This is a genomic window from Flavobacterium defluvii (assembly GCF_900129555.1).
GTDB lineage: Bacteria > Bacteroidota > Bacteroidia > Flavobacteriales > Flavobacteriaceae > Flavobacterium > Flavobacterium defluvii.
Window position 1 is genome coordinate 51,053 of the sequence record NZ_FQWC01000003.1, and the last position, 23,616, is coordinate 74,668.

General features: G+C 31.8%; 24 protein-coding genes. 6 read left to right on the plus strand and 18 right to left on the minus strand.

The window, feature by feature from the left end; all coding sequences use genetic code 11:
* Positions 1 to 105: 105 nt before the first annotated feature.
* From atpG to BUC29_RS07930, 11 genes are all read right to left on the minus strand, one after another.
* The gene (gene atpG / locus BUC29_RS07875) at positions 106 to 966 is read right to left on the minus strand and encodes an ATP synthase F1 subunit gamma (RefSeq protein ID WP_073415073.1); all 861 of its coding nucleotides are present in this window, start codon (positions 964 to 966) and stop codon (positions 106 to 108) included.
* A gap of 90 nt (positions 967 to 1,056) precedes the next feature.
* Positions 1,057 to 2,634 (minus strand): F0F1 ATP synthase subunit alpha, encoded by a 1,578-nt coding sequence (gene atpA / locus BUC29_RS07880; protein WP_073415075.1) that lies wholly within the window; start codon positions 2,632 to 2,634, stop codon positions 1,057 to 1,059.
* A 40-nt stretch (positions 2,635 to 2,674) separates the two neighbouring features.
* Positions 2,675 to 3,208 (minus strand): ATP synthase F1 subunit delta, encoded by a 534-nt coding sequence (gene atpH, locus BUC29_RS07885; protein WP_073415077.1) that lies wholly within the window; start codon positions 3,206 to 3,208, stop codon positions 2,675 to 2,677.
* A 4-nt stretch (positions 3,209 to 3,212) separates the two neighbouring features.
* The gene (locus BUC29_RS07890; protein WP_073415080.1) at positions 3,213 to 3,713 is read right to left on the minus strand and encodes a F0F1 ATP synthase subunit B; all 501 of its coding nucleotides are present in this window, start codon (positions 3,711 to 3,713) and stop codon (positions 3,213 to 3,215) included.
* 117 nt (positions 3,714 to 3,830) lie between these two features.
* A complete protein-coding gene (gene atpE, locus BUC29_RS07895; protein WP_053472986.1) occupies positions 3,831 to 4,022 on the minus strand; it encodes an ATP synthase F0 subunit C in 192 nt (63 codons plus the stop codon).
* A gap of 102 nt (positions 4,023 to 4,124) precedes the next feature.
* Positions 4,125 to 5,273 (minus strand): F0F1 ATP synthase subunit A, encoded by a 1,149-nt coding sequence (gene atpB / locus BUC29_RS07900; protein ID WP_073415082.1) that lies wholly within the window; start codon positions 5,271 to 5,273, stop codon positions 4,125 to 4,127.
* A 569-nt stretch (positions 5,274 to 5,842) separates the two neighbouring features.
* Positions 5,843 to 6,070 carry an AtpZ/AtpI family protein gene (locus BUC29_RS07910; protein ID WP_073415086.1) on the minus strand — a complete coding sequence of 76 codons (228 nt, stop codon included), beginning with the start codon at positions 6,068 to 6,070 and terminating at the stop codon, positions 5,843 to 5,845.
* On the minus strand, positions 6,051 to 6,446 hold the full coding sequence (locus BUC29_RS07915; protein WP_073415088.1) for a bactofilin family protein: 396 nt from the start codon (positions 6,444 to 6,446) through the stop codon (positions 6,051 to 6,053). The genes BUC29_RS07910 and BUC29_RS07915 overlap by 20 nt, the downstream gene beginning before the upstream one ends.
* Positions 6,447 to 6,450: 4 nt before the next feature.
* Positions 6,451 to 9,063: a type IX secretion system periplasmic lipoprotein PorW/SprE gene (gene porW, locus BUC29_RS07920; RefSeq protein ID WP_073415090.1), complete on the minus strand. Its 2,613-nt coding sequence runs from the start codon at positions 9,061 to 9,063 to the stop codon at positions 6,451 to 6,453.
* 89 nt (positions 9,064 to 9,152) lie between these two features.
* A complete protein-coding gene (locus tag BUC29_RS07925; RefSeq protein ID WP_073415092.1) occupies positions 9,153 to 9,848 on the minus strand; it encodes an ABC transporter ATP-binding protein in 696 nt (231 codons plus the stop codon).
* Positions 9,849 to 9,904: 56 nt separating this feature from the next.
* Complete coding sequence (locus BUC29_RS07930) at positions 9,905 to 11,365, minus strand: DUF5687 family protein (RefSeq protein WP_073415094.1); 1,461 nt, start codon at positions 11,363 to 11,365, stop codon at positions 9,905 to 9,907.
* 127 nt (positions 11,366 to 11,492) lie between these two features.
* Here BUC29_RS07930 and BUC29_RS07935 point away from each other — a divergent pair, with 127 nt between their 5' ends.
* Complete coding sequence (locus BUC29_RS07935; protein WP_073415096.1) at positions 11,493 to 12,545, plus strand: ferredoxin--NADP reductase; 1,053 nt, start codon at positions 11,493 to 11,495, stop codon at positions 12,543 to 12,545.
* Positions 12,546 to 12,889: 344 nt separating this feature from the next.
* Entirely contained in the window at positions 12,890 to 13,234 is a 345-nt protein-coding gene (locus BUC29_RS07940; RefSeq protein WP_244160795.1) for a hypothetical protein, read from the plus strand.
* Positions 13,235 to 13,275: 41 nt separating this feature from the next.
* Here BUC29_RS07940 and BUC29_RS07945 read toward each other — a convergent pair whose 3' ends face one another.
* Positions 13,276 to 14,286 (minus strand): glycosyltransferase family 9 protein, encoded by a 1,011-nt coding sequence (locus BUC29_RS07945; protein ID WP_073415100.1) that lies wholly within the window; start codon positions 14,284 to 14,286, stop codon positions 13,276 to 13,278.
* 43 nt (positions 14,287 to 14,329) lie between these two features.
* Positions 14,330 to 14,935: a DUF4254 domain-containing protein gene (locus BUC29_RS07950; RefSeq protein WP_073415102.1), complete on the minus strand. Its 606-nt coding sequence runs from the start codon at positions 14,933 to 14,935 to the stop codon at positions 14,330 to 14,332.
* Between the two features lie 111 nt (positions 14,936 to 15,046).
* On the opposite strand from BUC29_RS07950, the gene upp reads away from it, so the two are divergent.
* Positions 15,047 to 15,700: a uracil phosphoribosyltransferase gene (gene upp / locus BUC29_RS07955; protein ID WP_073415104.1), complete on the plus strand. Its 654-nt coding sequence runs from the start codon at positions 15,047 to 15,049 to the stop codon at positions 15,698 to 15,700.
* On the opposite strand, the gene BUC29_RS07960 is transcribed toward upp, so the two are convergent.
* Entirely contained in the window at positions 15,695 to 16,624 is a 930-nt protein-coding gene (locus BUC29_RS07960; RefSeq protein ID WP_073415106.1) for a DUF6427 family protein, read from the minus strand. The genes upp and BUC29_RS07960 overlap by 6 nt on opposite strands.
* Positions 16,625 to 16,761: 137 nt before the next feature.
* Between BUC29_RS07960 and BUC29_RS07965 the strand changes: the two genes are divergently transcribed.
* A complete protein-coding gene (locus tag BUC29_RS07965) occupies positions 16,762 to 16,992 on the plus strand; it encodes a DUF6341 family protein (protein WP_073415108.1) in 231 nt (76 codons plus the stop codon).
* Positions 16,993 to 17,032: 40 nt separating this feature from the next.
* Here the strand turns inward: BUC29_RS07965 and purD are convergent, their stop codons facing one another.
* Positions 17,033 to 18,307 carry a phosphoribosylamine--glycine ligase gene (gene purD / locus BUC29_RS07970; protein ID WP_073415110.1) on the minus strand — a complete coding sequence of 425 codons (1,275 nt, stop codon included), beginning with the start codon at positions 18,305 to 18,307 and terminating at the stop codon, positions 17,033 to 17,035.
* A gap of 135 nt (positions 18,308 to 18,442) precedes the next feature.
* Between purD and BUC29_RS07975 the strand changes: the two genes are divergently transcribed.
* Entirely contained in the window at positions 18,443 to 19,753 is a 1,311-nt protein-coding gene (locus tag BUC29_RS07975; protein ID WP_073415112.1) for a phenylacetate--CoA ligase family protein, read from the plus strand.
* Between the two features lie 42 nt (positions 19,754 to 19,795).
* Positions 19,796 to 20,326, plus strand: a complete 531-nt coding sequence (locus BUC29_RS07980) for an ORF6N domain-containing protein (protein WP_073415114.1) — start codon at positions 19,796 to 19,798, stop codon at positions 20,324 to 20,326.
* Positions 20,327 to 20,356: 30 nt separating this feature from the next.
* Here the strand turns inward: BUC29_RS07980 and BUC29_RS07985 are convergent, their stop codons facing one another.
* The 3 genes from BUC29_RS07985 to BUC29_RS07995 form a co-directional block, all read right to left on the minus strand.
* Positions 20,357 to 21,124 carry a glycosyltransferase family 2 protein gene (locus BUC29_RS07985; RefSeq protein ID WP_073415116.1) on the minus strand — a complete coding sequence of 256 codons (768 nt, stop codon included), beginning with the start codon at positions 21,122 to 21,124 and terminating at the stop codon, positions 20,357 to 20,359.
* Positions 21,124 to 22,491, minus strand: a complete 1,368-nt coding sequence (locus BUC29_RS07990; protein ID WP_073415118.1) for an undecaprenyl-phosphate glucose phosphotransferase — start codon at positions 22,489 to 22,491, stop codon at positions 21,124 to 21,126. Before BUC29_RS07990 ends, BUC29_RS07985 begins: the two co-directional genes overlap by 1 nt.
* 63 nt (positions 22,492 to 22,554) lie before the next feature.
* Positions 22,555 to 23,538, minus strand: coding sequence for a UDP-glucuronic acid decarboxylase family protein (locus tag BUC29_RS07995; RefSeq protein WP_073415969.1), 984 nt, complete (start codon positions 23,536 to 23,538; stop codon positions 22,555 to 22,557).
* Positions 23,539 to 23,616: the final 78 nt, after the last annotated feature.

Consider the following 23,616-nt stretch of genomic DNA (forward strand, 5'->3'; position numbering starts at 1 on the left):
TTATAAATTTTCTTGTTTATAGACATTCTTAAAAAAGAAAAACTTCCAAAAAAAAATAGCCAGCAAAATATTTGCTGGCTATTTTTTTGTATATCAATGAATTAATTATCCATTTAAAGCTTCTGCACCACCAACAATCTCTAAAATTTCGTTTGTAATAGCAGCCTGACGAGCTTTATTATAAGTTAATTTCAATTGGTTTCTTAATTCAGTAGCGTTGTCAGTTGCTTTGTGCATTGCTGTCATACGCGCTCCATGCTCTGAAGCAAATGAATCTCTAATACCTTTGTATAATTGTGTTTTTAAAGACTTTGGAATTAAAGTCAAAACAATTTCTTCTTTTGAAGGCTCGAAAATATAATCTCCAGCAGAAACTGATACATCAGATTTAATTGGTGCCAAAGGTAAAAACTGCTCAGTTTGAACAATTTGAGTTGCAGCATTTTTAAACTGATTGTAGATCAATTCAATTCTGTCATATTCTCCAGATAAAAATCTTTCTGTCAAATTATCTGCAATTCCAGCAACATTTTCAAAAGTTAAATGATCAAAAATTGCATTATGATGACCGTGTACTTTATGCGTTTTTGTTAAAGCATCATTTCCTTTTTTACCAATAGCAAAAACATCAACTTGCTTTCCTGCATAAAAATCTGTACGATTCTTAACTTCTTTAATAATATTTGAATTGAATGCTCCACATAAACCTCTGTTTGAAGTTATAGCAACAAGCAATACTTTTTTTACTTCACGTTGTGTAGTGTAATCTCCTCCCACTTCACCTTCAAGCGTAGCAGAAAGATTTTGCAATAACTCCGTCAATTTTTCGGCATAAGGGCGCATCGCAGTGATTGCATCTTGTGCTTTCTTAAGCTTTGCTGCAGAAACCATTTTCATAGCCGATGTAATCTGCATCGTCGATGAAACGGAAGTAATTCTATTACGGATTTCCTTTAAATTTGCCATCTATTAATTAGAAAATGTGACAATTTGAAAATTAGATAATTAGATTAATGTGAAAACATTCTCTAATTATCTAATTTACCAATTATCTAATTAGTTATATTTTGCTGAGATTTCTTTTGCTGCTTTTTCGATAACATCTGTAATGTTGTCATCTAACTTACCAGCTTTCAACGCGTTAAGCGTATCTTTATGTTTGCTGTTTAAGTAAGCTAAGAAATCAGCTTCAAATTCTTTTACTTTTTCTACAGGAACGTTTCTTAATAAGTTTTTAGAACCAGCGTAGATAATTGCCACTTGGTTTTCAACTGTATAAGGATCATTTAAACCTTGTTTTAAGATCTCAACGTTTCTTTTTCCTTTTTCAATTACGTTTAAAGTAACTGAATCCAGATCAGAACCAAATTTAGCGAAAGCTTCTAATTCACGGAATTGAGCCTGGTCTAATTTTAACGTTCCAGAAACTTTTTTCATTGATTTAATTTGTGCATTACCTCCAACACGAGATACAGAGATACCTACGTTAATTGCAGGACGAACCCCTGAGTTGAACAAATCTCCATCAAGGAAAATCTGACCATCTGTAATAGAAATTACGTTTGTTGGGATATATGCAGAAACGTCTCCAGCCTGAGTTTCGATAATTGGTAAAGCAGTTAAAGAACCACCACCTTTTACGATTGGCTTGATAGACTCTGGTAAATCGTTCATGTTTTTAGCAATTCCGTCATCAGCAATTACTTTACAAGCACGCTCTAATAAACGAGAGTGTAAGTAGAAAACGTCTCCAGGGTAAGCCTCACGTCCCGGTGGTCTTCTTAATAAAAGAGAAACCTCACGGTAAGCAACAGCTTGTTTAGACAAGTCATCATAAACGATAAGTGCCGGACGACCAGAATCTCTGAAATACTCTCCAATTGCAGCACCAGCGAATGGAGCGTAAACTTGCATCGGAGCTGGGTCAGAAGCATTAGCAGCAACGATAACTGTATAAGCCATTGCTCCTTTTTCTTCTAACATTTTTGCGATTCCTGCTACAGTTGAAGCTTTTTGTCCAATTGCAACATATATACAGAATACAGGTTTTCCTGCATCATAAAATTCTTTTTGATTTAAGATTGTATCGATACAAACAGTTGATTTACCTGTTTGACGGTCACCAATTACAAGCTCACGCTGTCCACGACCTACCGGGATCATAGCATCAACTGCTTTTACTCCAGTTTGTAATGGTTCAGTTACTGGCTGACGGAATACAACTCCAGGCGCTTTTCTTTCTAAAGGCATTTCATATAATTCTCCACCGATTGGGCCTTTTCCATCAATTGGAAAACCAAGAGTGTTAACTACACGTCCTACCATTTGCTCACCTACTTTAAGAGAAGCAATACGCTGAGTTCTTTTTGCAGTAGATCCTTCTTTAATTCCTGTTGATGGTCCTAAAAGTACAACCCCAACATTATCCTCTTCAAGATTCAATACGATACCTTCCATACCGTTATCAAATTCTACTAACTCACCATATTGAACATTAGACAGCCCGTAAACACGAGCAATACCATCTCCAACTTGAAGTACTGTTCCTACTTCCTCTAGCGTAGCACCAGATTCAAAACCTTCTACTTGCTTTCTTAATATTGCTGAAATTTCAGCAGGTTTGATTTCCGCCATCTTAATTTATAATTTAGACACTTTTTTATGTGTAATAAAACTAATTACTTAACTCTCTTTTTAATACTTGTAATCTGTTTGCAACAGATGCATTGTATTGATTATCACCTATTCTTAAAATAAATCCACCAATGATTGAAGGATCTACGATATTTTCAATTGTAATTTTTTTATCTGACAAAGTTGCAATTTTTGCTAAAACTTTAGCTTCTAATGCTGCATCCATTGGAATCGCTGTAGTAACTTTTGCCACTTCAATTCCGTTACTTTGATCAAATACTTTGCTGTATTCTACTGCAATAGCATCTAGAATTTCAAATCTTTTGTTTTCAAATAATAAATTAAATAACCCTTTGGTCACATTATTTACATTTGCAAAAACTTCTAAAAGAGCACTTAGTTTAACTTCAACTTTTGTTGTTGGGTTTTGAATAAAAGTACTCAATTCTGTATTTGTTTCAATTGCTGAAGCAATTGATTTCATATCGTTATTGACAGCTTCGGCAACACCTTTAGAGTTTGCTAAGTCCAGAATTGCTTTTGCATAACGAATTGCTGCTCTTGTACTTGCCATAATCTTAGTTTAACTTTACGTCACCTAACATTTTCTCAACTAATTTAGTTTGAGATTCTTTGTTAGATAATTCCTCTTTCAATAATTTTTCAGCAATACTTAATGATAAAGTTGAAACTTGTGATTTCAATTCTGCCATTGCAGCATTTTTTTCACTTTCGATAGCAGCTTTAGCCTGCTCGATCATTTTTTGACCTTGTGCCTGTGCTTCGTTTTTAGAATCAGCAATCATTTTCTCTTTCATTTCTCGAGCTTCTTTTAACATAGCATCACGCTCTGCACGGGCTTCGTTCAAAATTCTTTGATTGTCAGCTTGTAAATTTTCCATTTCTTGTCTAGCATTTTCAGCAGAAAGTAATGCATCTTTAATACCTTGCTCTCTAGTGTTTACTGCATCAAGAATTGGTTTCCAAGCAAATTTTTTCAATAAAAATATTAATCCAACAAATATTAGAACTTGCCAAAAGAACAAACCGAACTCAAACTGATTTATTAACTTTTCCATTATATATGATTATAAATTTTTTAATTATGTCTTTTTAATTGCTAAAGCAATTTTAATGTTTATTTTTAAAACAATAGTTACAACCAACCGTTGCAACTATTGTTCTTTGTGTTTTAATTAAGCAGCGAATAACGCAGCGAAACCAATACCTTCAATAAGTGCAGCAGCGATAAGCATAGCTGTTTGGATTTTTCCTGAAGCTTCTGGCTGACGAGCAATTGCGTCCATTGCTGAACCACCAATTCTACCAATACCTAATGCAGCTCCGATTACGATTAATCCAGCTCCAATGAAATTTAAACCGTTCATATTTGTATATATTAAAAATTAAACATTCAATTTTGATTTTAGATTTTTAAATATAGATTTAGGTTGATATAACTCTGAAATCTAAATTCTGAAATCTAAATTTTAATGGTGCCCCTCCTCGTGGTGGTGCTCTTCTACTGCTGAACCAAAATAAAGTGCAGACAGCATTGTGAAAATATAAGCTTGTAAAAATGCTACTAAAATTTCTAGTATAGAAAGTACAAATGATAATCCGAAAGATAATGTACTTCCAATCCAGCTTTTAAAGATAAACATTAAACCTATGATACTCATTAATACGATGTGACCTGCAAAGATATTTGCATACAAACGGATCATTAATGAAAATGGTTTGATAAAAACTCCTAACAATTCAATTGGTGCCAAAATAATTCTCATTGGTTTTGGTACACCTGGCATCCAGAAAATGTGACCCCAGTAATTTTTATTTGCAGAAAGATTTGTTATTAAGAAAGTAAGGATCGCTAAAGAGAATGTTACTGTAAAGTTTCCTGTAGCATTAATTCCTAGTGGAGTTAATCCAAAAATATTTAAAAACAATACAAAGAAAAATATTGTCAATAAATAACTCATATATCTTTTATAGTGTTTTTCTCCAATGTTAGGAATAGCAACTTCGTCACGGATAAAAATAACAAGCGGTTCAAAGAATCGACCAACTCCTGAAGCAATTCCTCCATTTTTAGCATACGATTTTGCTAAACTTGTAAACAACAAGAACATTAATAAAGCTGCAACTATTATAGAAAGTACAGTTTTTGTAATTGAAAAGTCTATTGGACGAACATTTGTTGGGTGACCTGTTTTTTCATCCTCAGTAATTGTTCCTGCTGCATCTGTTTTGTAGATCTTACCATCATGATGATTAATCACATAGTAATTTCCGTTTGATTCTGCTACTGCATGACCATGATTAAATTTTGAAGAAGAAAAAATCTGAAGACCATTATCCCAAAGAATTACTGGCAATGGAAAACCATAATATTTACCTGTCTCATCATCTTGTGTTAAAGTGAAATCATGAGAGTCCAGAACGTGATGACCAATGAAAGCCTTAATTTTAGATTTTACATCTGTTGGCTCCGCGTGATGCCCTTCAGAAGCTGCTTCATGAGCTGTTTCAGTTTGAACATGCGCCGAGTCTTTTTCTGAATTAGAAAAACTCATTAGTGGAAGACAAGCTACTAAAGCTGCAAGAATAAATCTGAGTGGTTTGTTTGAAATCACCATATCTGTGGAAATTCTTATTTTTTATGTTTCTAAAATTTGGTGCAAAGGTACATTTTTTATTAATATTCAAAAGGATATGAAAAATTATTTTTGAACCTTGTTTTAAAGAATCCTCATTTTAACGCTTTTCATTTAATAATCGGACAGTTAAAAGCGTCTGAAATAACAAAAACAGAATAAATGTTATAAAAAAACTGAATTTTTCAACACGGATGTTATGAATCTTGTCCGACAAAATCGGCCGCAAAACAAAATAGTAAACAAACATTTGAATAAAAGTACCAAGCATAAAAAACATTCCGATGCTGTCAAACTTATCTTTTTTGAATCTCACTGTGAGTACTAATAATAAGGTAGAAAAAAATAAAAAGATCAAATATAATATCTCTAAACTGTAGTAGAAATTTTGATCGTTGATTTTAAAAATAAGGAAAACTCCCTTATGTATTATATAGGAAGCAAAAGCAAGAATAAATAAATGAAGAATTAATTTGTAGTTTTTTAAAAACATCCTGAGCATTTTTTTTGCAAAGATGCAATATTTATTCAAGCTGTTTTAAAAACTTAATTTACTTTGTTTTGTTGATTTCGTTTACCTGACGAATTACATTATATAATGCAAGTGCAACACCTACCATAACTAATACCTTATTATAGTATATTTTTTCACTTGGATGGTTTTCGTCTAACCAGGTTCCTAAATAGGAAAACAAAAATATAATAACCCCCATTTGAATAGGAATGTTTATGAGGGCTATCCATTTATTATTTTGTTTTTTATTCGGGTCTTTCTCCATCTCTCAAAGTTACTTCTTTATTATGAGTAAGCATTGTACAGGTTGCTGTAAATTCTGCTCCGGGCTCTATAGATAGTTTTCCAACGGCAACTTCTCCGTGAATTTTTGCTGCCGCTTTAATATTAAGGATTTCGAGTACTTTAATTTTTCCATGAAATTCTCCTTCAATATCGGCATTGTTACAAATGATTTCGCCTTTTATAACGCCTGTTGCGCCAATGACTAATTTTCCCTGGGATGTAAAATTTCCAATCAATTCTCCATCTAATCTAAAATCAGCTTTTGAGACAATGTCTCCTACAATAGAAGTTCCTTCAACAATTCGGTTTGTTTTTCCTAAAAGTTCTGTTCCGTTTTTCTTTACTTTGTCAAACATTATATTATGGGGTTTTTGGGGCAAGGTAGGCTTCGAGGTTCTTTTTTATTTGAACCACTTTATAGTTATCTGTTGATATAATAACTGCAGGAAGTGCAATTTTATATTTGGCATCGTCTCTCAAAACTCCTGCCACGTCTCTGGCATAAGCTTCAGATTTTAAACCATGAATAGCTACAAAACTTTCTGTTCTATTGTATTTGTCAAAAGAGGTTGTCAGTCTTTCAAAATTTTCAACTAATAGAAATACTCTAATCGCTTCTTCAATTTTCTTAACTGTTTTGGTATCGGTATTAGAAACAGGATATATAATTTTCCAGTTGTTATTATCTGTTGTTGTAAAATTTAATCTTTCTAAAGCCGGAACTTGTTTTTCAAGAATTTCTCTTGCATTTTTTCCTTCTTCACTATTCGGATAATTATCTGCTACGTTTTCTAAACCTTTTTTATAAGCTTCTAGTCCGTTTACTTTTCCTAAAGTATTTGCTTTTAATAATTCAAATTTTGAAACAATATCATCTCCGGAATATTGATTAATTAAATTGTCGATATTATCTAAGACAACATCAAATTTTTCCTCCTGAAAAAGTTTATACCATTTTTGATATTCTTTATCCGGCGATTCTATATCATCTAAATTTGCATTGTTTAAAATTTGAGCATATCGAGAAGTTGGATAATTTAATGTTATGTCTGATTTAATTTTTGCTGCTTTTTCAGGATTTGTAATTTGATAGATTTTATACAAATTATATTTTGCCGGCAGAACCAATTTTTCCTCCGGATTATTTTTCAGCAGCTGCTCCAGCTTGTCGCTTGCCAAGTTATATTCTTTAAACTTCTCCTTATATATAAGACCTAATTGATAATACGCAAAATTACGTTCTATACCAATGCTGTCAATTTCCTTTTGTGTTTTTGGAAGTTGTTTTTCATAAAAAGCTGTTGTATACTTTTCTATTACAACTGTATCTTTTAATTTGTTTGCTTCGGCTTCTCTTATACTGTCATTTAGCATGGCCGCGTCATTTGCCGATTTAATTGCAGATAGTCTCCAGTTGCCGCCAAGAACCCTGTTACCCCACATTTTCTTAAATTGCAATTTTCCGTATGCAACCGTTGTTGGATTATAAAAATAAAATGTACTTGCTGTGGTCTCATTTCCAGACGGTGGCCGGATTCCGCCATCAAGATCAGCAGGTTTTCCTAATGAATTTGGGTTTACAGCTGTTGGTGCATTCGAAGCATTTGTATTTCTGTCAATATTGGCCAGTTTCTCTTTTTCTTTTTCTTCCTGAATTCGTTTTGCTTCATCTTTCTTTTTAAGTTCTGCGATATAACTTTCAAAGTAGATTTTTCTTTCAGTATCTGGCAGTCCGTAAACTTTAATAATACTGTCATTACGTTTTGCAATTGCTTCGTATTTAATTACGTTGTCCAGATTTTTTCTGTTTTTTTCGATAAAAGCAAATTCTCTTGTTTTCGGATCCAGCTTTGTCAATGTACTGTCATAATATTTGGCAGCCATTGTATAATCTGTATTTTTAAAATACATGTTACCAATGTTTCGATAAGCCGAAGCCATTAAATAGGGATCTTTAGATTTTCTTGCTAAAGATTTATTGTAGAACTTTAATGCATTTTGTTTATCTTTTCTCTTATCATAAAAAACTCCCATTTCATAAAAAAGCACATCATAATAAGGGCGGTTTTCACGATCTGCAACTAGCTTATTGTAAGTCTTTAAAAAAATAGTATCGTTGCCGTTTTCGTAATCATACATTTGTGCTTTTTTTGCATAAGCGTGCATCATGTATTTTCGGTCGGCTTTGCGGTTCATATCGATTACGCCATCATAATAATATGTAGCGCTGTCCTTGTTTCCGGCTTCCTGATACATTTGTCCCAAAATAAATTTATATCGTGCGCGGTCTTCGTTTATTCTTGAAAATTCTTCAGCAATTCTAAGTTTAGCAACTGCGCTGTCTCTTTCTTCTAAATTTAGGAAAGCCTCTGCCAATAAAGCATTTGCATCAGAAAATGTTTGTTTATTTAAGTCGGTCTTTTTTAATAACTGATTAATATTTTTAACCACAATAGCATCATTTCCTAAACGCATATTGGTTTTTTCGCGCCAGATTTTTGCTGTGTAAATATTACTGCTGTTGGGGTATTTGTAAAGAATATAATTGAATGCGTCTAATGCGGGAATAAACCTCTGATCGTAATATCTGGCTTTTCCGAGCATTAAATAAGCTTCGTCGATTTGGTAGTTTCTTTCTCTTCCTCCAATATTCATGGAGTGTTTTTGAATTGCCTTTGTAGCCTTTGTTTCGGCTTTTTCAAAATCAGGATTTTTAGCTTTTTCTCCTTCCGAAAAATTTTCATCAAACTGCATTTTTTCAATCGGAAGCAGTTTCCAGAAATTATCCTGATTGTTGGCCTGGATAGATAGTAATCCTTTTTCAAGGCCAATTCCGCCATTATACAAAATGTTATATTTTGTACTTAAGGCATGCGAATTTCTGTTCACAAAAGTATTATTCTTGGTAGAACACGCTATCAAAAAGAAAAAAAATGTGAGAAAAAAACTATATTTAAGAGTATTCTTTTTCAATAGAACTGATTTTAAAGCATTAACTTCTAAAAAGCACTTTTAGTATAATGCCTTGTAAAAATACACTTCTTTTTTGAAATTTTGGAGACTTAAACAGCAAAAAAAGATTCCAGTTCTTGTAAGGTTTCTTCTGAGGTTTGAATATCTTTTACAATTTCGCCTTTATTAAGAGCTACAATTCGATCGCAAACCTCAACAGTATGCTGTAAATCGTGGCTTGAAACCAAAACAGTTACATTTGGATTTTCGGCCAATTCCTTGATAATTTTCTTTAAACGGCTAACTGTTGTTGGGTCTAAATTTGCAAAAGGTTCATCTAAAATCACAACCTCAGGATTTCCAATAAGTGTTGCAATAATTCCAACTTTCTTTTGATTTCCTTTTGATAAATCTCTAAGATATTTTTTATTGTTTAAAATTTCTCCGTTAAAAAATTCTTCATGTTTGGCTAATAACGCATCAATATCAGCTTTATTTTGATGGCGCAGATCTCCAATAAAATAAAAATATTCTTCGGGGGTCAAATATCCAATAAGGAAACTTTCATCTAAAAAAGATCCTGTAAAAGATTTCCATTTTTCACTCGTATTTACTTGAATATCATTGCTTTTTACATATCCAGTCGAAGGCTGAATCAAATCTAAAAGCAAACTAAAAAAAGTTGTTTTTCCTGCTCCATTGTTTCCAACTAATCCAAAACTCTGTCCTTTTGGAATTTCAAGATTATTAATGTTTAAAACTATTGTATTATTGTATTTTTTCGAAAGTTGATTTACTTGTATCATGGTAATTTTAGATTTTGGATTAATTATCAAATTGTTTCATTTTCTAATTAACTTAATTAACTCTTTTGTTTATAAGCATTTATTGTGCTGTATTTTTCTATTTTATATCTTTTTTCAATTAAAGAAAAAACCTTGTCTTTAAAAACAAAACCTAAAACTCCGGCTCCGGCAACTAATGCTAAGCCAAGGTTTTTGTTGTTTAAATAAAGTCCAATTGCATAAAGCCCTAAGGGCAGTAAAATCTTTGGAAGCGTTAATAACATTGCGCTTACATTAAAAGCTTTTTTATCTCCAAATGCGCCGGCAGCGTTACTCAAATCAATTGGCGTTTTGGTAAAAGCACCGCCTAAAAGAACCAAATGTGAGTTTACTCCAATATTGTAAATCGCCCCAACAACGATTGTTAAATAAATTTCCCATCCAAAAAATAAATAAAAAGATGCCAAAATTGTCGACAAAAAAGTGGCAATAACGATCAGCCACCATTTTGAAGTTATATATCCGCGATACGGAATATTCTGTGTCATCATTAATTGATAATATGAGCTGTCCCAGCTTGGCACAAATTGTCCAAAGACAAACAGAAATCCGCCCGAAACAAATATTCCGGCAAAAATGTGCATTACGGCCGGCTGATGCGAATTTCCAAAAAACAAAAAGCCATAGAATAAAAAGAGAACGCTCATAAAAATTGTGGTCTTCGATCTTTTATTTCTTTTAATAAGCTTAATGTCATTTTTTAGAAAAGTACCTAAAGTTCCAAATTGATTGAGCCATGCAAGATTTTGTGTTTCTGCAATATCTTCTTTTACAGAAAGTCCAGCATCAAGATATAGATTGTTTTTCAAATATTTAAAAGTATAAACATACAAACCAATTAATATCAAAATCGGAATTATAAATAATCCATTTATATTATAAAGACCTTGAAAAAAGGGAGTTGTAAAAACTGTAACATCAAATAATTTATAATATTGCGCTCCTCCCAAAACAAGAATTAATACAACAAAAGCAATAAATAATTTATCGATATTACTCAAGATAATATTTAAAAAATTATTGATATAAATTAATGAAAGCATCGCCAGATTCCAGAAAATAATTCCTGAAATATTGTATCCTTCTATCGCTAAAACAACAGAAAACGGTACAAAAAATAATGCATGAACCCAATTAAAAAATGACAAAACAGTTTTGCCCAGCGAAAAATGAACTATAACTGGTTTTTTAAAAGGTAAAATTAGTAACGGCTTGATATTCAAAACCGGGATAGATTGTAGTAATAATCGAATTACTAAATCAAAAAGAAAATAATAAATTAGAAATCTATTGATGGTAGAAAACGGTTCAAGATGCATGTCTTTTAAAACATAAAATGCGCCAACACCCATTGCAATAAAAATTAATGAAAAATAGATCATTAAAAAACCTATTATAATTTTCATTGTCAGATTCTTACCAAATGATGCCGATCTGATGAAAGCTTTCCATTCGAGATAAATAAACTTTTTAATCATGGTTTATTAGTTTTGATTTTGGTAGTAAGAGATCAAATGTAGGAAAACGTTACAAAAAAAGTTAAAAAAAATATTTTAGTAAGCGTCAATTACTTATGGTTTGCTACTTTTGCAAAAAAATTAAATCATGCCTTCATTCTTAAAACTTATAATTAAAGAGGTAAAACGCGAGACTGCCGATGCTGTTTCTGTACTTTTTAATGTTCCTGAAGAACTTAAACAAGACTATAAATTTATAGCCGGACAATACATAAATTTAAAATTAACTCTTGATAATCAAGAAATTCGTCGTGCTTATTCTATTTGCTCGGCACCAGACAGCGGCGAATTACGAATTGCTGTTAAAGCTGTAAAAAATGGTTTGTTTTCGCAATTTGCCAATACAAAACTCAAAGCTGGTGATGTTCTGGAAGTGGGTCAGCCGGAAGGAAAATTTACTTTTGAACCAGATGCTGAAAGACAAAAAAACTATGTCGCTTTTGCTGCCGGAAGTGGTATTACACCTGTACTTTCTATCATAAAATCGGTTTTAAAAAATGAGCCTAAAAGTTCATTTGTTTTGGTTTACGGAAACAGAACTCCGGAACAAACTATTTTTCATCAGGAATTACACGATTTGCAATTGCAATATGTAGGTCGTTTTTTTGTACATAATATTTACAGTCAGGCAAAAGTTGAAAATGCCTTGTTCGGAAGAATAGAGAAGTCGACAGTAAATTTTGTATTAAATAACAAACACAAAGAACTTGAATTTGATAAGTTCTATTTGTGCGGACCAGAAGAAATGATCAATACGGTTTCTAACGTTTTGAAAGAGAAAAACGTAAAAGAATCTGCTATAAAATTTGAGCTTTTTACATCTTCTACAGAAGAACACGCCATTCAGGGTTCTCAGGAAGGACATACTAAAATTACCATTTTAGTTGATGATGAAGAAGCTACTTTTGAAATGTCTAAAAAACAAACCATTCTTGATGCTGCTTTAAAACATGGCGTTGACGCTCCATATTCTTGTCAGGGCGGAATTTGCAGCAGCTGTTTAGGCCGCGTTACCGCTGGTTCTGCTGAAATGACAAAAAATTCTATTTTAACAGATAGCGAAATTGCCGAAGGTTTAATTTTAACTTGTCAGGCACACCCAACATCAGATACTATTTATGTAGATTACGACGACGTATAATATTTTTGAAAATTCTAATCCCGAAACTTCGGGATAAAAATCCAAATCCTAAACTTTAATCGGGATTTGGATTTTTTTTATGACTATTCTTTTTTTCATTTTAATAAATACTTAAAAACAGATATAAAAATTTAGGTATTTTTTAAAAAATGTGCCGAAAATTTATTAAATTAGTACGGGTTGTTTTAGTCTTAAATGAAACGACTTTTGTAAGCCAATAACTAATTGTCAAAACATTTAAAAAATTAAATATCATGACAGCTCACGTACATCACTTTCATCTGTCTCTATTTGTTATGTTGGTTATAACTGCTTCTCTATGTGTTCTGGCAGTTATCATAAAAATGAAAAACAAAAAGGGTCCTAAATTACTCGAAAGAGAAAAATACAATTCGACTATAACTGAAAAAATGGTAGAAGTAAAAAAGACAGATTCGAATATTTTTAATATTTGGCCTTATGTAAGTAGACTAAAATCGGCTAAAGTTTTATCTAAAAAAATTAAAGATCACGACTTAATTTATAAAATTTACCGAGATTCGTCTGAAAAATTCGAGCATATCCTTTTGTCAACTGAAGATAAAAATAACTTTGTTACCATTATAGTAAACAAAAAAAGAAAAAAAACGATAGGATATTCTTTCCTTGATTCTAATGAAAAGTACGTTTTGAACAAAAATATTGCTTAAAATAATAAAAAAAACTTCTCTTTATCGAGAAGTTTTTTTTATTATGAAAGCTGATCTATAACTTTATCAATAACCTGCTGCGGTAAAATTGTTCTCATGGCATCCTCATATCCTTCTACAACTTTATTTCCGTAAACAGAAGTTGGCAGTTTTGGATATTGATTTCTGTCTGAAGTTAACGCATTTTCTAAACTTTGGTTAAAAGGTAAAAATCCGGCATACGGATGCGTCGCGCCCCAAAGTGTAACCACTCTTACTCCCAGCATTGCTGCGATATGTGCATTTCCAGAATCCATAGAAAGCATTACATCGAGGTTGCTTATTAATTTTAATTCCTGCTGAAACTTAATCTTTCCGGCAACATTGATTACATTTTTAAAAGGCTCTGAAAATGAATCCAAAATTTCAATTTCTTTTTTTCCGCCGCCAAAAAGTAAAATTTTATTTGCTGAATTCTCAGCCAGTTTGGTTATTACTTGTTTCATTAAGTCTAAAGGGTAAACTTTAGAATCGTATTGTGCAAAAGGAGCAATTCCTATTAGTTTTTCATAATTTTCGCCAACCAAATCTGTAATTTCTGCCCCAAAAACAGCTTTTTTAGGAAATTCAGGATTTGATAAATCTACAGGAAAACCAAGTTCTTCAAACACTTTTGCATGTCTTTCGAACATCGTTGGCAGCTGTTTAAAAATCTTGTTTTCTGCTCTTGTCAATTCTTTTTTTCCTTCTCTGCCTTTATCGACAGTAGCTCTTTTTTTTCCGCTTAAAGCGAAAAGCAAACTCACAACTTTAGATCGTAAAACATTATGAAGATCTGCAAAAGCATTTATTTTAAGTTTTTTTACGTCTGCAAATAATCGCAAAAGCCCTGGAAATCCTTTGTGTCTTTCTTTTTCATCAAAAGCAAAAAAATCAAGATTGGGAATTCCGTCAAAAAAAGGTTTAAAAAACGGACGCGAAATAACGGTTAATTTTACCGTTGGGTATTGTTTTACAAAAGCGCGTAAAACAGGAACCGTCATGGCGACATCTCCCATTGCGGATAGTCTCATGACGGCTATATGTTTAATTTTACTGGTAGACAACTCTGCCAAATTATTTTTTGTTTTGATATAAAACCGGATTTAATTCATCATCGTTGTACATTTTCATTTGTTTGTACACTTTCATGAATTTATCTCCGTTTTCGATATCTGTCAATAATTCTTCGATTGCTGTAGATAAATCTGTTCTTTGCTCTAAAAGTACGTTTAATTTTTCCTGGCATTTATCTCTGTGCTCTTGCGAAGCTTCTGCACGAGTTGCTTCTTCGTGCATGTGATAAATTTTAAGAGCCAAAATAGATAATCTGTCAAATGCCCAGGCCGGACTTTCTGAATTAATTTTTGCTCCGTCTTTTGCTTTTACATGACTGTATTTTTGCAAAAAGTAACTGTCAATGTATTCAACCATATCAGTACGCTCCTGATTTGAAGCATCGATTCTTCTTTTTAAAGTTAAAGCCGCTACAGGATCAATCTGCGGATCACGAATAATATCTTCAAAATGCCATTGAACAGTATCAATCCAGTTTTTTAGATATAGTAAATGTTCGAATTTATCTTTTGGATATGGATTGTTTATTGGCTGGTCAACATTATCAAATTGATGATAATCTTTAATGCTTTGTTCGAAAACCGAATATGCTAATTTTGAAAACATGTCTTTATTTTTTTAGAGATACAAAGATACTTTTTATACTTTTATGCTGCGAAAAAAAGAAATTATTTTTTGTTTTTAAATAATACTTCGTTAATAAATTAAAAAAACATCATGAAAATTCATTATATATCTGAAAATAACAGCGTTCTGAATCATTTCTTAGGGCAAATCAGAAATGTAAATGTGCAAAACGACAGCATGCGTTTTAGAAGAAATATTGAACGCATTGGAGAAATTATGGCGTATGAGCTAAGTAAAGTTCTTCCTTATAAAAATGTTGAAATTCAAACGCCGCTTGGCATAAAAAAAACAACTGAAATTGAAACCGATTTGGTTTTGTGTCCCATTTTAAGAGCCGGACTGCCTCTTCATAATGGTTTTTTAAATTATTTTGACCATGCCGAAAACAGCTTCGTTTCGGCTTGCAGGTTTCATCCTAATGGTGGTGATGATTTTGAGATTTTAGTTGAATATCAGGCTATTTCAAACCTAAATAACAAAACTGTTTTACTTCTCGATCCAATGCTTGCAACTGGGCAGTCTATTGTTGCCGTACATAAAAAACTGATTGAAAATGCCGCTCCAACAGAATTTCATATTGTTGTTGTTATCGCTGCTCCGGAAGGAATTGCGCATCTTGAAAAAAACCTTCCCGAAAATTGCCATTTATGGGTGGCATCTTTAGACGAAAAACTTAATGAGAAAAACTACATTGTTCCTGGTCTTGGCGATGCCGGCGATCTTGCTTATGGCAGTAAATTATAACTGAGAGAAAAAAGTAAATAAACTGCACAAAATGAGTGCATAAAATACAATTTCGTTATTCAGTTTTTGCTGCATATATTCCACATGACTTGCCGCCATAATGGCCAAAGGGGCGATGCTAAACAATAATAAATCGTTGCTTTTGTCTGGCGAAATAAGGTATACAAAAACTGCAATAAAGAAACATGCTACTACTTTTTTATACGAAGTATGCACAATCTGCGGTCTGTTTGACAATGTCGTTAACATTGAGAAAACAAAGAATACAACAACGGCCGCATATATCGAAAGTGCTCCGTTTTCATAATTGTTTTTAAAATAGTCTATTCTAAAATCAATTACCGCTCGTTGCTGAAAAAATGTAACAACATCGATATGGAACATTAAAGAGATCATATAAAAAATTATGGCTACTGCTAAAAATGCTATAAATGGCAAAACCCAGTTTCTATAATCTCTTGAAACGTGAAAAATTATCGATATAAAAACTAAAATCACAAAGAGTATACTCCAAAATTGAAATAAAGAAGCTACAAAAATCCAGAATGAAGCATCGAATATTTTTTCTTTTGAAGATTTTAAGGATTGCAGCGAAATCAATCTTCGAAGTGCTAACAAGATAAAAAAGTTAGCATAAACAACATTCGAATTGTTTAATATCGTTGGAAAAAATAAAAGGAAAAGTAAATAGAAAAATATCGCGTATCCATTGTCTTTACTAAGCCCGTTTTTCTTGACAATAAAATTGACCATGAAAAATGAAGCACAAATGAAGCACAGTAAACTTACTTTTTGAAATATTGTAAAATAAGAATTTATCCAAGACGTTTCTCGAATTTGAAACATAAAGAAGAAAACCAGTATCAAAATTACAACCAAGGAATAATTTAATGGCGTAGATTTTTTAAAAACACTTGTTATCATAAGGATATTTTATACTTTTGTGACTGTAAATATAATACTTGTTTAAAAAGGAAAACCAACAAGTTGAAAAAAGATTCCTCATTTGAATTTTACTTCAGCTCGTTAAAAAAATAAATAACATATAATTTTATAAAATTATGAAAGCTTTTTTTGAAGGAATACAATACTTATTCGTTAACATTTTGTTTGCTCCGCTTGATTTTTTACGTCATTTAGAATTAAAAACATGGTTTGGTGCAAATACAATTAACTGGATTTTCATGATCATCTGTGCTGCTGCAATCGTATATTGGATTAAACAATTACGTATTTTTGATGATGCAGGAACAGAAAACCAAGATACAACAGCTCATTCGTTTTTAAAATAAAACCAAACCCTTAATTAAAAGGGTTGGTTTTCCAATTATTTTAAATTAAATCGAAACCGATATCTTTTCTAAAATACATCTTATCAAAGCTTAGTTTATCTATGTTTTGGTAAGATTTTTTTATGGCCTCTTGGAAATTATCTCCATATGATGTTATTGCAATTACACGTCCTCCATTAGTAACGACATTTTCGCCATCTAATTTTGTTCCCGCATGAAAAACTATCGAATCATTTATATTTTCTAAACCTGTAATTACTTTTCCTTTTTCGAAATCTTCAGGATATCCACCAGAAACCACCATTACGGTTGTAGCACTTCTTGGATCGAGTTCTAAATTGAAATCTCCTAATTTTTGATCTGCAACAGACAAAAACAATTCTACTAAATCTGATTTCAATCTCGGAACTACAACTTCTGTTTCAGGATCACCCATTCTTACGTTATATTCAATAACAATTGGTTCTCCTTTTACATTGATCAGACCTATAAATACAAAACCTTTGTATTCGATTCCGTCTTTTTGAAAACCTTCGATTGTTGGTTTTACGATACGAGTTTCAATTTTTTCCATCAAAACAGCATCTACATAAGGAACTGGAGAAACTGCTCCCATTCCGCCTGTATTTAATCCTGTATCTCCTTCTCCAATTCGTTTGTAATCTTTTGCTGTTGGAAGGATTTTATAGCTTTTTCCGTCAGTTAAAACGAAACAGCTCAATTCGATCCCGTCCAAGAATTCTTCAATAACAACTTTTGAACTTGCTGTTCCAAATTTTGCGTGAACCAACATGTTGCGTAATTCTGTTTTTGCTTCTTCAAGATCCTGAATAATTAAAACACCTTTTCCAGCTGCTAATCCGTCTGCTTTTAAAACATAAGGAGGTTGTAATGTTTCAAGAAATTTGCATCCTTCTTCAACCGTTTCGGCAGTAAAACTATCATAAGCTGCAGTTGGAATGTTATGTTTCATCAGGAATTCTTTTGCAAATTCTTTACTTCCTTCTAATTGCGCTCCTAATTTTGATGGCCCAATTACCGGAATATGTTTTAAACTTTCGTCGTTTTTAAAATAATCATAAATTCCTTTAACCAATGGATCTTCTGGTCCTACGACTACTAAACTTATATTTTCTTTAAGCACTAATGCTTTTACTGCTTCAAAATCAGTAGCAGAAATTGCAACGTTCTCTGCAATTGCTGCAGTTCCTGCATTTCCTGGTACTACAAAAAGTTTATCGCAAAGCGGACTCTGAGTCATTTTCCATGCAAAAGCATGCTCTCTTCCGCCTGATCCCAATAGTAAAATTGTCATGTGTTGTTGAATTTTAGTTGTGGTGCAAAAATACTTGCTTTTGTACGTAAAAAATAATTAAATCTCTAAAAAGTTGTTGGTTCTATACGGTTAGTAATTCCTAAACGTTATTTTTGACGAAAATTATCCTGAAAAATGATTCGCCTTTTTGATCTTTCTCTCCAATTAAATGGTTTTCCGATAAAGGAAGCAAAAACTGAATTGGATAAAATTGTTCATTTTTCTGAAGAAGAATATGTTTCATTTCTTGAAAACAAAAAAAAACAAATAGTTGATTTTCATTTAAATAATAATTCTTTTTACAGTGATTTGATTGGAAATAAAAAGATTGAAAACTGGAATGATCTTCCTATTCTCAACAAACAAAATCTGCAAAAACCTCTTGAAGAAAGACTTTCAAAAGGTTATTCTAAAAAGAATATTTACCTCAACAAAACTTCCGGATCGAGCGGAACGCCTTTTGTTTTTGCAAAAGATAAGTATTCGCATGCTTTAACCTGGGCATCTAATATTATGCGTTTTGGATGGTTTGGAATTGATTTTAATCATTCTTATCAAGCACGTTTTTACGGAATTCCGATGGATTTTCTTGGCTATCAAAAAGAACGTTTCAAAGATTTCCTTACGCACCGTTTTCGTTTTCCGGTTTTTGATTTATCTGATGAAGTTTTAGAAAAATTTCTGCAGAAATTCAAATCGAAAAAATTCGATTATATCAACGGTTATACGAGTTCGATTGTTCTTTTTGCTAAATTTTTAGAACAAAAAAATATCATTTTAAAAGAAATCTGTCCAACTTTAAAAGCTTGTTTTGTTACTTCGGAAATGCTTTTTGAAATGGATAAAATACTATTGGAAAAACAATTTGGAATTCCGATTATCAGCGAATATGGCGCTTCTGAATTGGATTTAATTGCGTTTGAAAATCTCGAAGGGGAATGGCAAGTAAACTCAGAAACACTTTTTGTCGAGATTTTAGATGAAAACAATAATCCTGTTCCACATGGAACGAAAGGAAAAATTGTGATTACCTCTTTATTCAATAAAGCAAATCCATTTATAAGATACGAAATTGGCGACATTGGAATTTTAGACGAAAAAAGCACTCCTCAGAAACCAATTCTAAAAAAACTGATTGGAAGGACTAATGATATTGCGATTCTTCCAAGCGGGAAAAAATCGCCAGGTTTGACATTTTATTATGTAACCAAAAGCATCATTGAAGACGATGGAAACGTAAAAGAATTTATCATCAAACAAACCAAATTAGATACTTTTGAAATTGAATATGTAGCTGATGCAGCATTAGTTTCAGAACAAATTCAAAAAATAAAAGAAGCAATAGATTTATATTTAGAGCCTAATTTAAATTTCACTTTTACAAAAAAAACTATTTTAGAAAGAACCAATCGCGGGAAATTAAAACAATTTAAATCTTATTTATAAATATAAATAAAATCTTACATTTGTTTTTCTAATTAAAAACCTATGGAAGATCACTCTTTGCTTTCTGAAGAAACAATTTCTAACAAAATATATTTTATCCGTGGTCAAAAAGTGATGATGGATAGTGATTTAGCTTCTCTTTATGATGTTGAAACTAAGAGACTAAATGAACAAGTAAAAAGAAATTTATCAAGATTTCCGGAAGATTTTATGTTTCAACTAACTGAAAATGAATATAATTCTTTAAGGTCGCAAATTGCGACCTTAAAGAAAGGAAGAGGAGAACATCAAAAATATCTTCCATCCGTTTTCACCGAACATGGAATTTTAATGCTATCTAGTGTACTAAAAAGTGACAAAGCCATTCAGACCAATATTCAAATTATGAGAATTTTCACGAAAGTGAGACAAATGCTTTTCGATACAACTGAAATTAAAGTTGATATTTTGCAGATTCAAAAGAAGTTAGAAAATCATGACAAAAACATTGAATTGGTATTTTCTTATTTAGATGAATTGACCGAGAAAAAAGAAAATGAGTCAGAAAGAGTAAAAATTGGATATAAAAAATAACTTGAGGTCGCAATTTGTAACCTCAAAAAACTAAACTTTCTTTATATATTTCTGTTTTATAACCAACTGCGTAAACAAAAACCGTATCATCAACAATACAGAAAACACAAAATTAAAACCATGAAAATCTCTATAAACACCAAAGTTGTGTTTAATCAGGTTGAATTTCGATGATGAAATAGAATTTTTTCTAATTCTGTAAAATGCTAAAGACTCAGGAACAGCTTCTGCACTTTTTATTTGTTTTAAAATCGTAAGCCATATTCTCCAATCCTGCCTTTTTTCAGAAGATTCTAATTTGATTTTTCCAAAATATTCAGCATCGTAAATAGCTGTTAGATTGCCTACATAATTACAAAAGAACAACTGTTTATAAGTCAATGGCTGTGGTGCTTCTACTCTTCTGTTTAAATTATTTCCTTCTTCATCAATAGAATCATAATAACTAAAAGTAAAAGTCAGATTATTTGTTTTTAAAAACTGAAGCTGTTTTTCTAATTTAGTCGAAGACCACAAATCATCGGCATCGAGATAGGCAATATATTTTCCTGAAGCTTTTTCTAAAGCTTCGTTTCTTGCAACACCATTACCTGAATTTTTGGATAATTTGAATAATTTAATTCTGGTATCATTTTGAACAAATTCTTCAATAATAGAAACCGTTTTATCTGTAGATGCATCATCAACTAAAATCATTTCCCAATTTTGATACGTCTGATTTTGAACTGATTCTATAGTGGCTCTAATGAACTTTTCAGTATTATAAGTTGGAGTTAAAATAGAGACTAAATCGTTCATTAATATGCTTTTTTATCGCCTTTAACGATATTTATTATCGTTTGCGAAATTATTTTTAAATCAAGAATTAAAGACCAGTTTTCGATATAAAAAACATCAAATTTTATTCTGTTAATCATATCTCTGTCTACTGTTATTTCTCCTCTAAAACCGCTTACTTGTGCCAATCCTGTTATACCGGGTTTCACACAATGTCTTATCATATATTTTTTTACCCGATTGCCATATTCTTTATTTTGAGACCATAAATGAGGTCTTGGACCTACGACCGACATATCTCCCAACAAAACATTTATAAATTGGGGAAGCTCATCTATACTTGTTTTTCTCATAAATTTTCCCACTTTTGTAACACGCGGGTCGTCTTTTGAGGCTTCTTTTTCTGTTGTTTTGTTAATGTACATCGAACGAAATTTATAACAGACAAATTCATTTTCTTCCATTCCAGGTCTTCCCTGCTTAAAGAATACCGGTCCTTTTGATTCTAATTTTATTAAAATCGCCAGTAATGGAATTAGCCATGACAAAAAGAAAACAATTACTAGTATGGAGAATGTAATATCAAAAAGTCTTTTTATAAATTTTATCGTCGGCTCATTAAGCATCGTTTGTTTTAACGAAAGTACCGGAAAAAAATCATAATAATCGATCTTTAAATTTTTTGAAAAAATTTCTTTTGTATCCGGAATAAATTTTATGGTTTTGTTGTTTTCGTCTGCAAAATCAATAAGATCTTTTAAGATATTATTCGAAACTTCGTTTAAGGAACAATAAATCTCATCAACTTCATTTTCAATCACAAATGGTTTTAAATCGGCTAATCTGCCTGTAATTTGCTGATTGTTTTTTTTATCTGAAAAATATCCCAGAAATCGGTATCCGTAATCTTTTCTTGTTTCAAAAAGATGTTTTAACCCGATAGCTTCTGGTGTAAAGCCAATGATAACAGCATTTCTGTAATTACTGCCTGTTATAATTCTATATTCTTTTAGATAAAAAAACAAAGCAAATTTAAAAACTGTAACCAGAACTAAAATCAAGGATATAAATATTAAAATCTTTGATTCGCTAAAAATGGCTTGTTTTGAAAATGGAAAAAAAGCAATAATTGTTAACAAAAACAACGTTGCTTGTTTTACTATTTTTGATGCAATTACTATTGGAAGCGTAAAACGATAAACATCATAAAATTTAATTGAAAACGCAACTATTCCCCACGATACAATCTGGTATAAAATTAATATCCAAATATTTGCAACCAGATTATTAAAAACAAAAAAACTCACTATCGAGATCACAAACAGGTCGATTAAAATACTTATAGGCCGAATATATTTTGAATATCTTCCTGTGTGAAATGCGCTCATATAGCTTCTGTACAATTTTCGATTGTATACAAATTATTGTTCGAAAACTAATTCCGGTTAATGTTATTTAATATAACTAGAAAAATCTTTGTGTTCCTCTTTAGAAAGTTCTTCCTTAGAAAGCGATCTAAAATAATCATATGTAATTTTCATTCCTTCTGCACGGCTTACTTTTGCTTCCCAGCCTAATAATTCTTTTGCTTTTGTAGTGTCAGGCTGACGCTGCAATGGATCATTTACAGGCAATGGATGGTATACTACTTTTTGATTTGTTCCGGTAAGTTTTATGATTTCTTCTGCAAAATCTTTTATGGTAATTTCATCTGGATTTCCAATGTTTACGGGATAGACATAATCAGAATGCAATAATCTGAAAATACCTTCGACCTGATCGTCTACATAACAAAAAGAGCGAGTTTGCATTCCATCTCCAAAAATAGTTAAATCCTCTCCGCGAAGTGCCTGCCCAATAAATGCCGGAATTACGCGTCCGTCGTTTAATCGCATTCTTGGCCCGTAAGTATTAAAAATACGCACGATTCTGGTTTCTACACCGTGAAAAGTATGATACGCCATTGTTATGGATTCCTGAAAACGTTTTGCTTCGTCATAAACACCTCTTGGTCCAATTGTATTTACGTTTCCGTAATATTCTTCTGTTTGTGGATGTACTAAAGGATCTCCATAAACTTCAGAAGTTGAAGCGATTAGAATTCTTGCCTTTTTAACTCTTGCCAAACCAAGTAAATTGTGCGTTCCTAAAGATCCTACTTTTAAAGTCTGAATTGGAATTTTTAAGTAATCTATAGGGCTTGCCGGCGAAGCAAAATGTAAAATATAATCTAAATCGCCCGGTATGTGGACAAATTTTGTAATGTCGTGATGGTAAAATTCAAAATGTTCTAACTTGAATAAATGCTCAATGTTTTTAAGATCTCCAGTAATCAAATTATCCATTCCAATAACGAAATAACCTTCCTTGATAAATCGATCGCACAAATGTGATCCTAAAAAACCCGCAGCTCCGGTAATAAGTATTCTTTTCATAATGATTTTGTTGAACCTTTTGTTTTTGGTAATCTCTGTAAATTTGCACAAATGTAATAAAATATCTTGCCTTTTAAA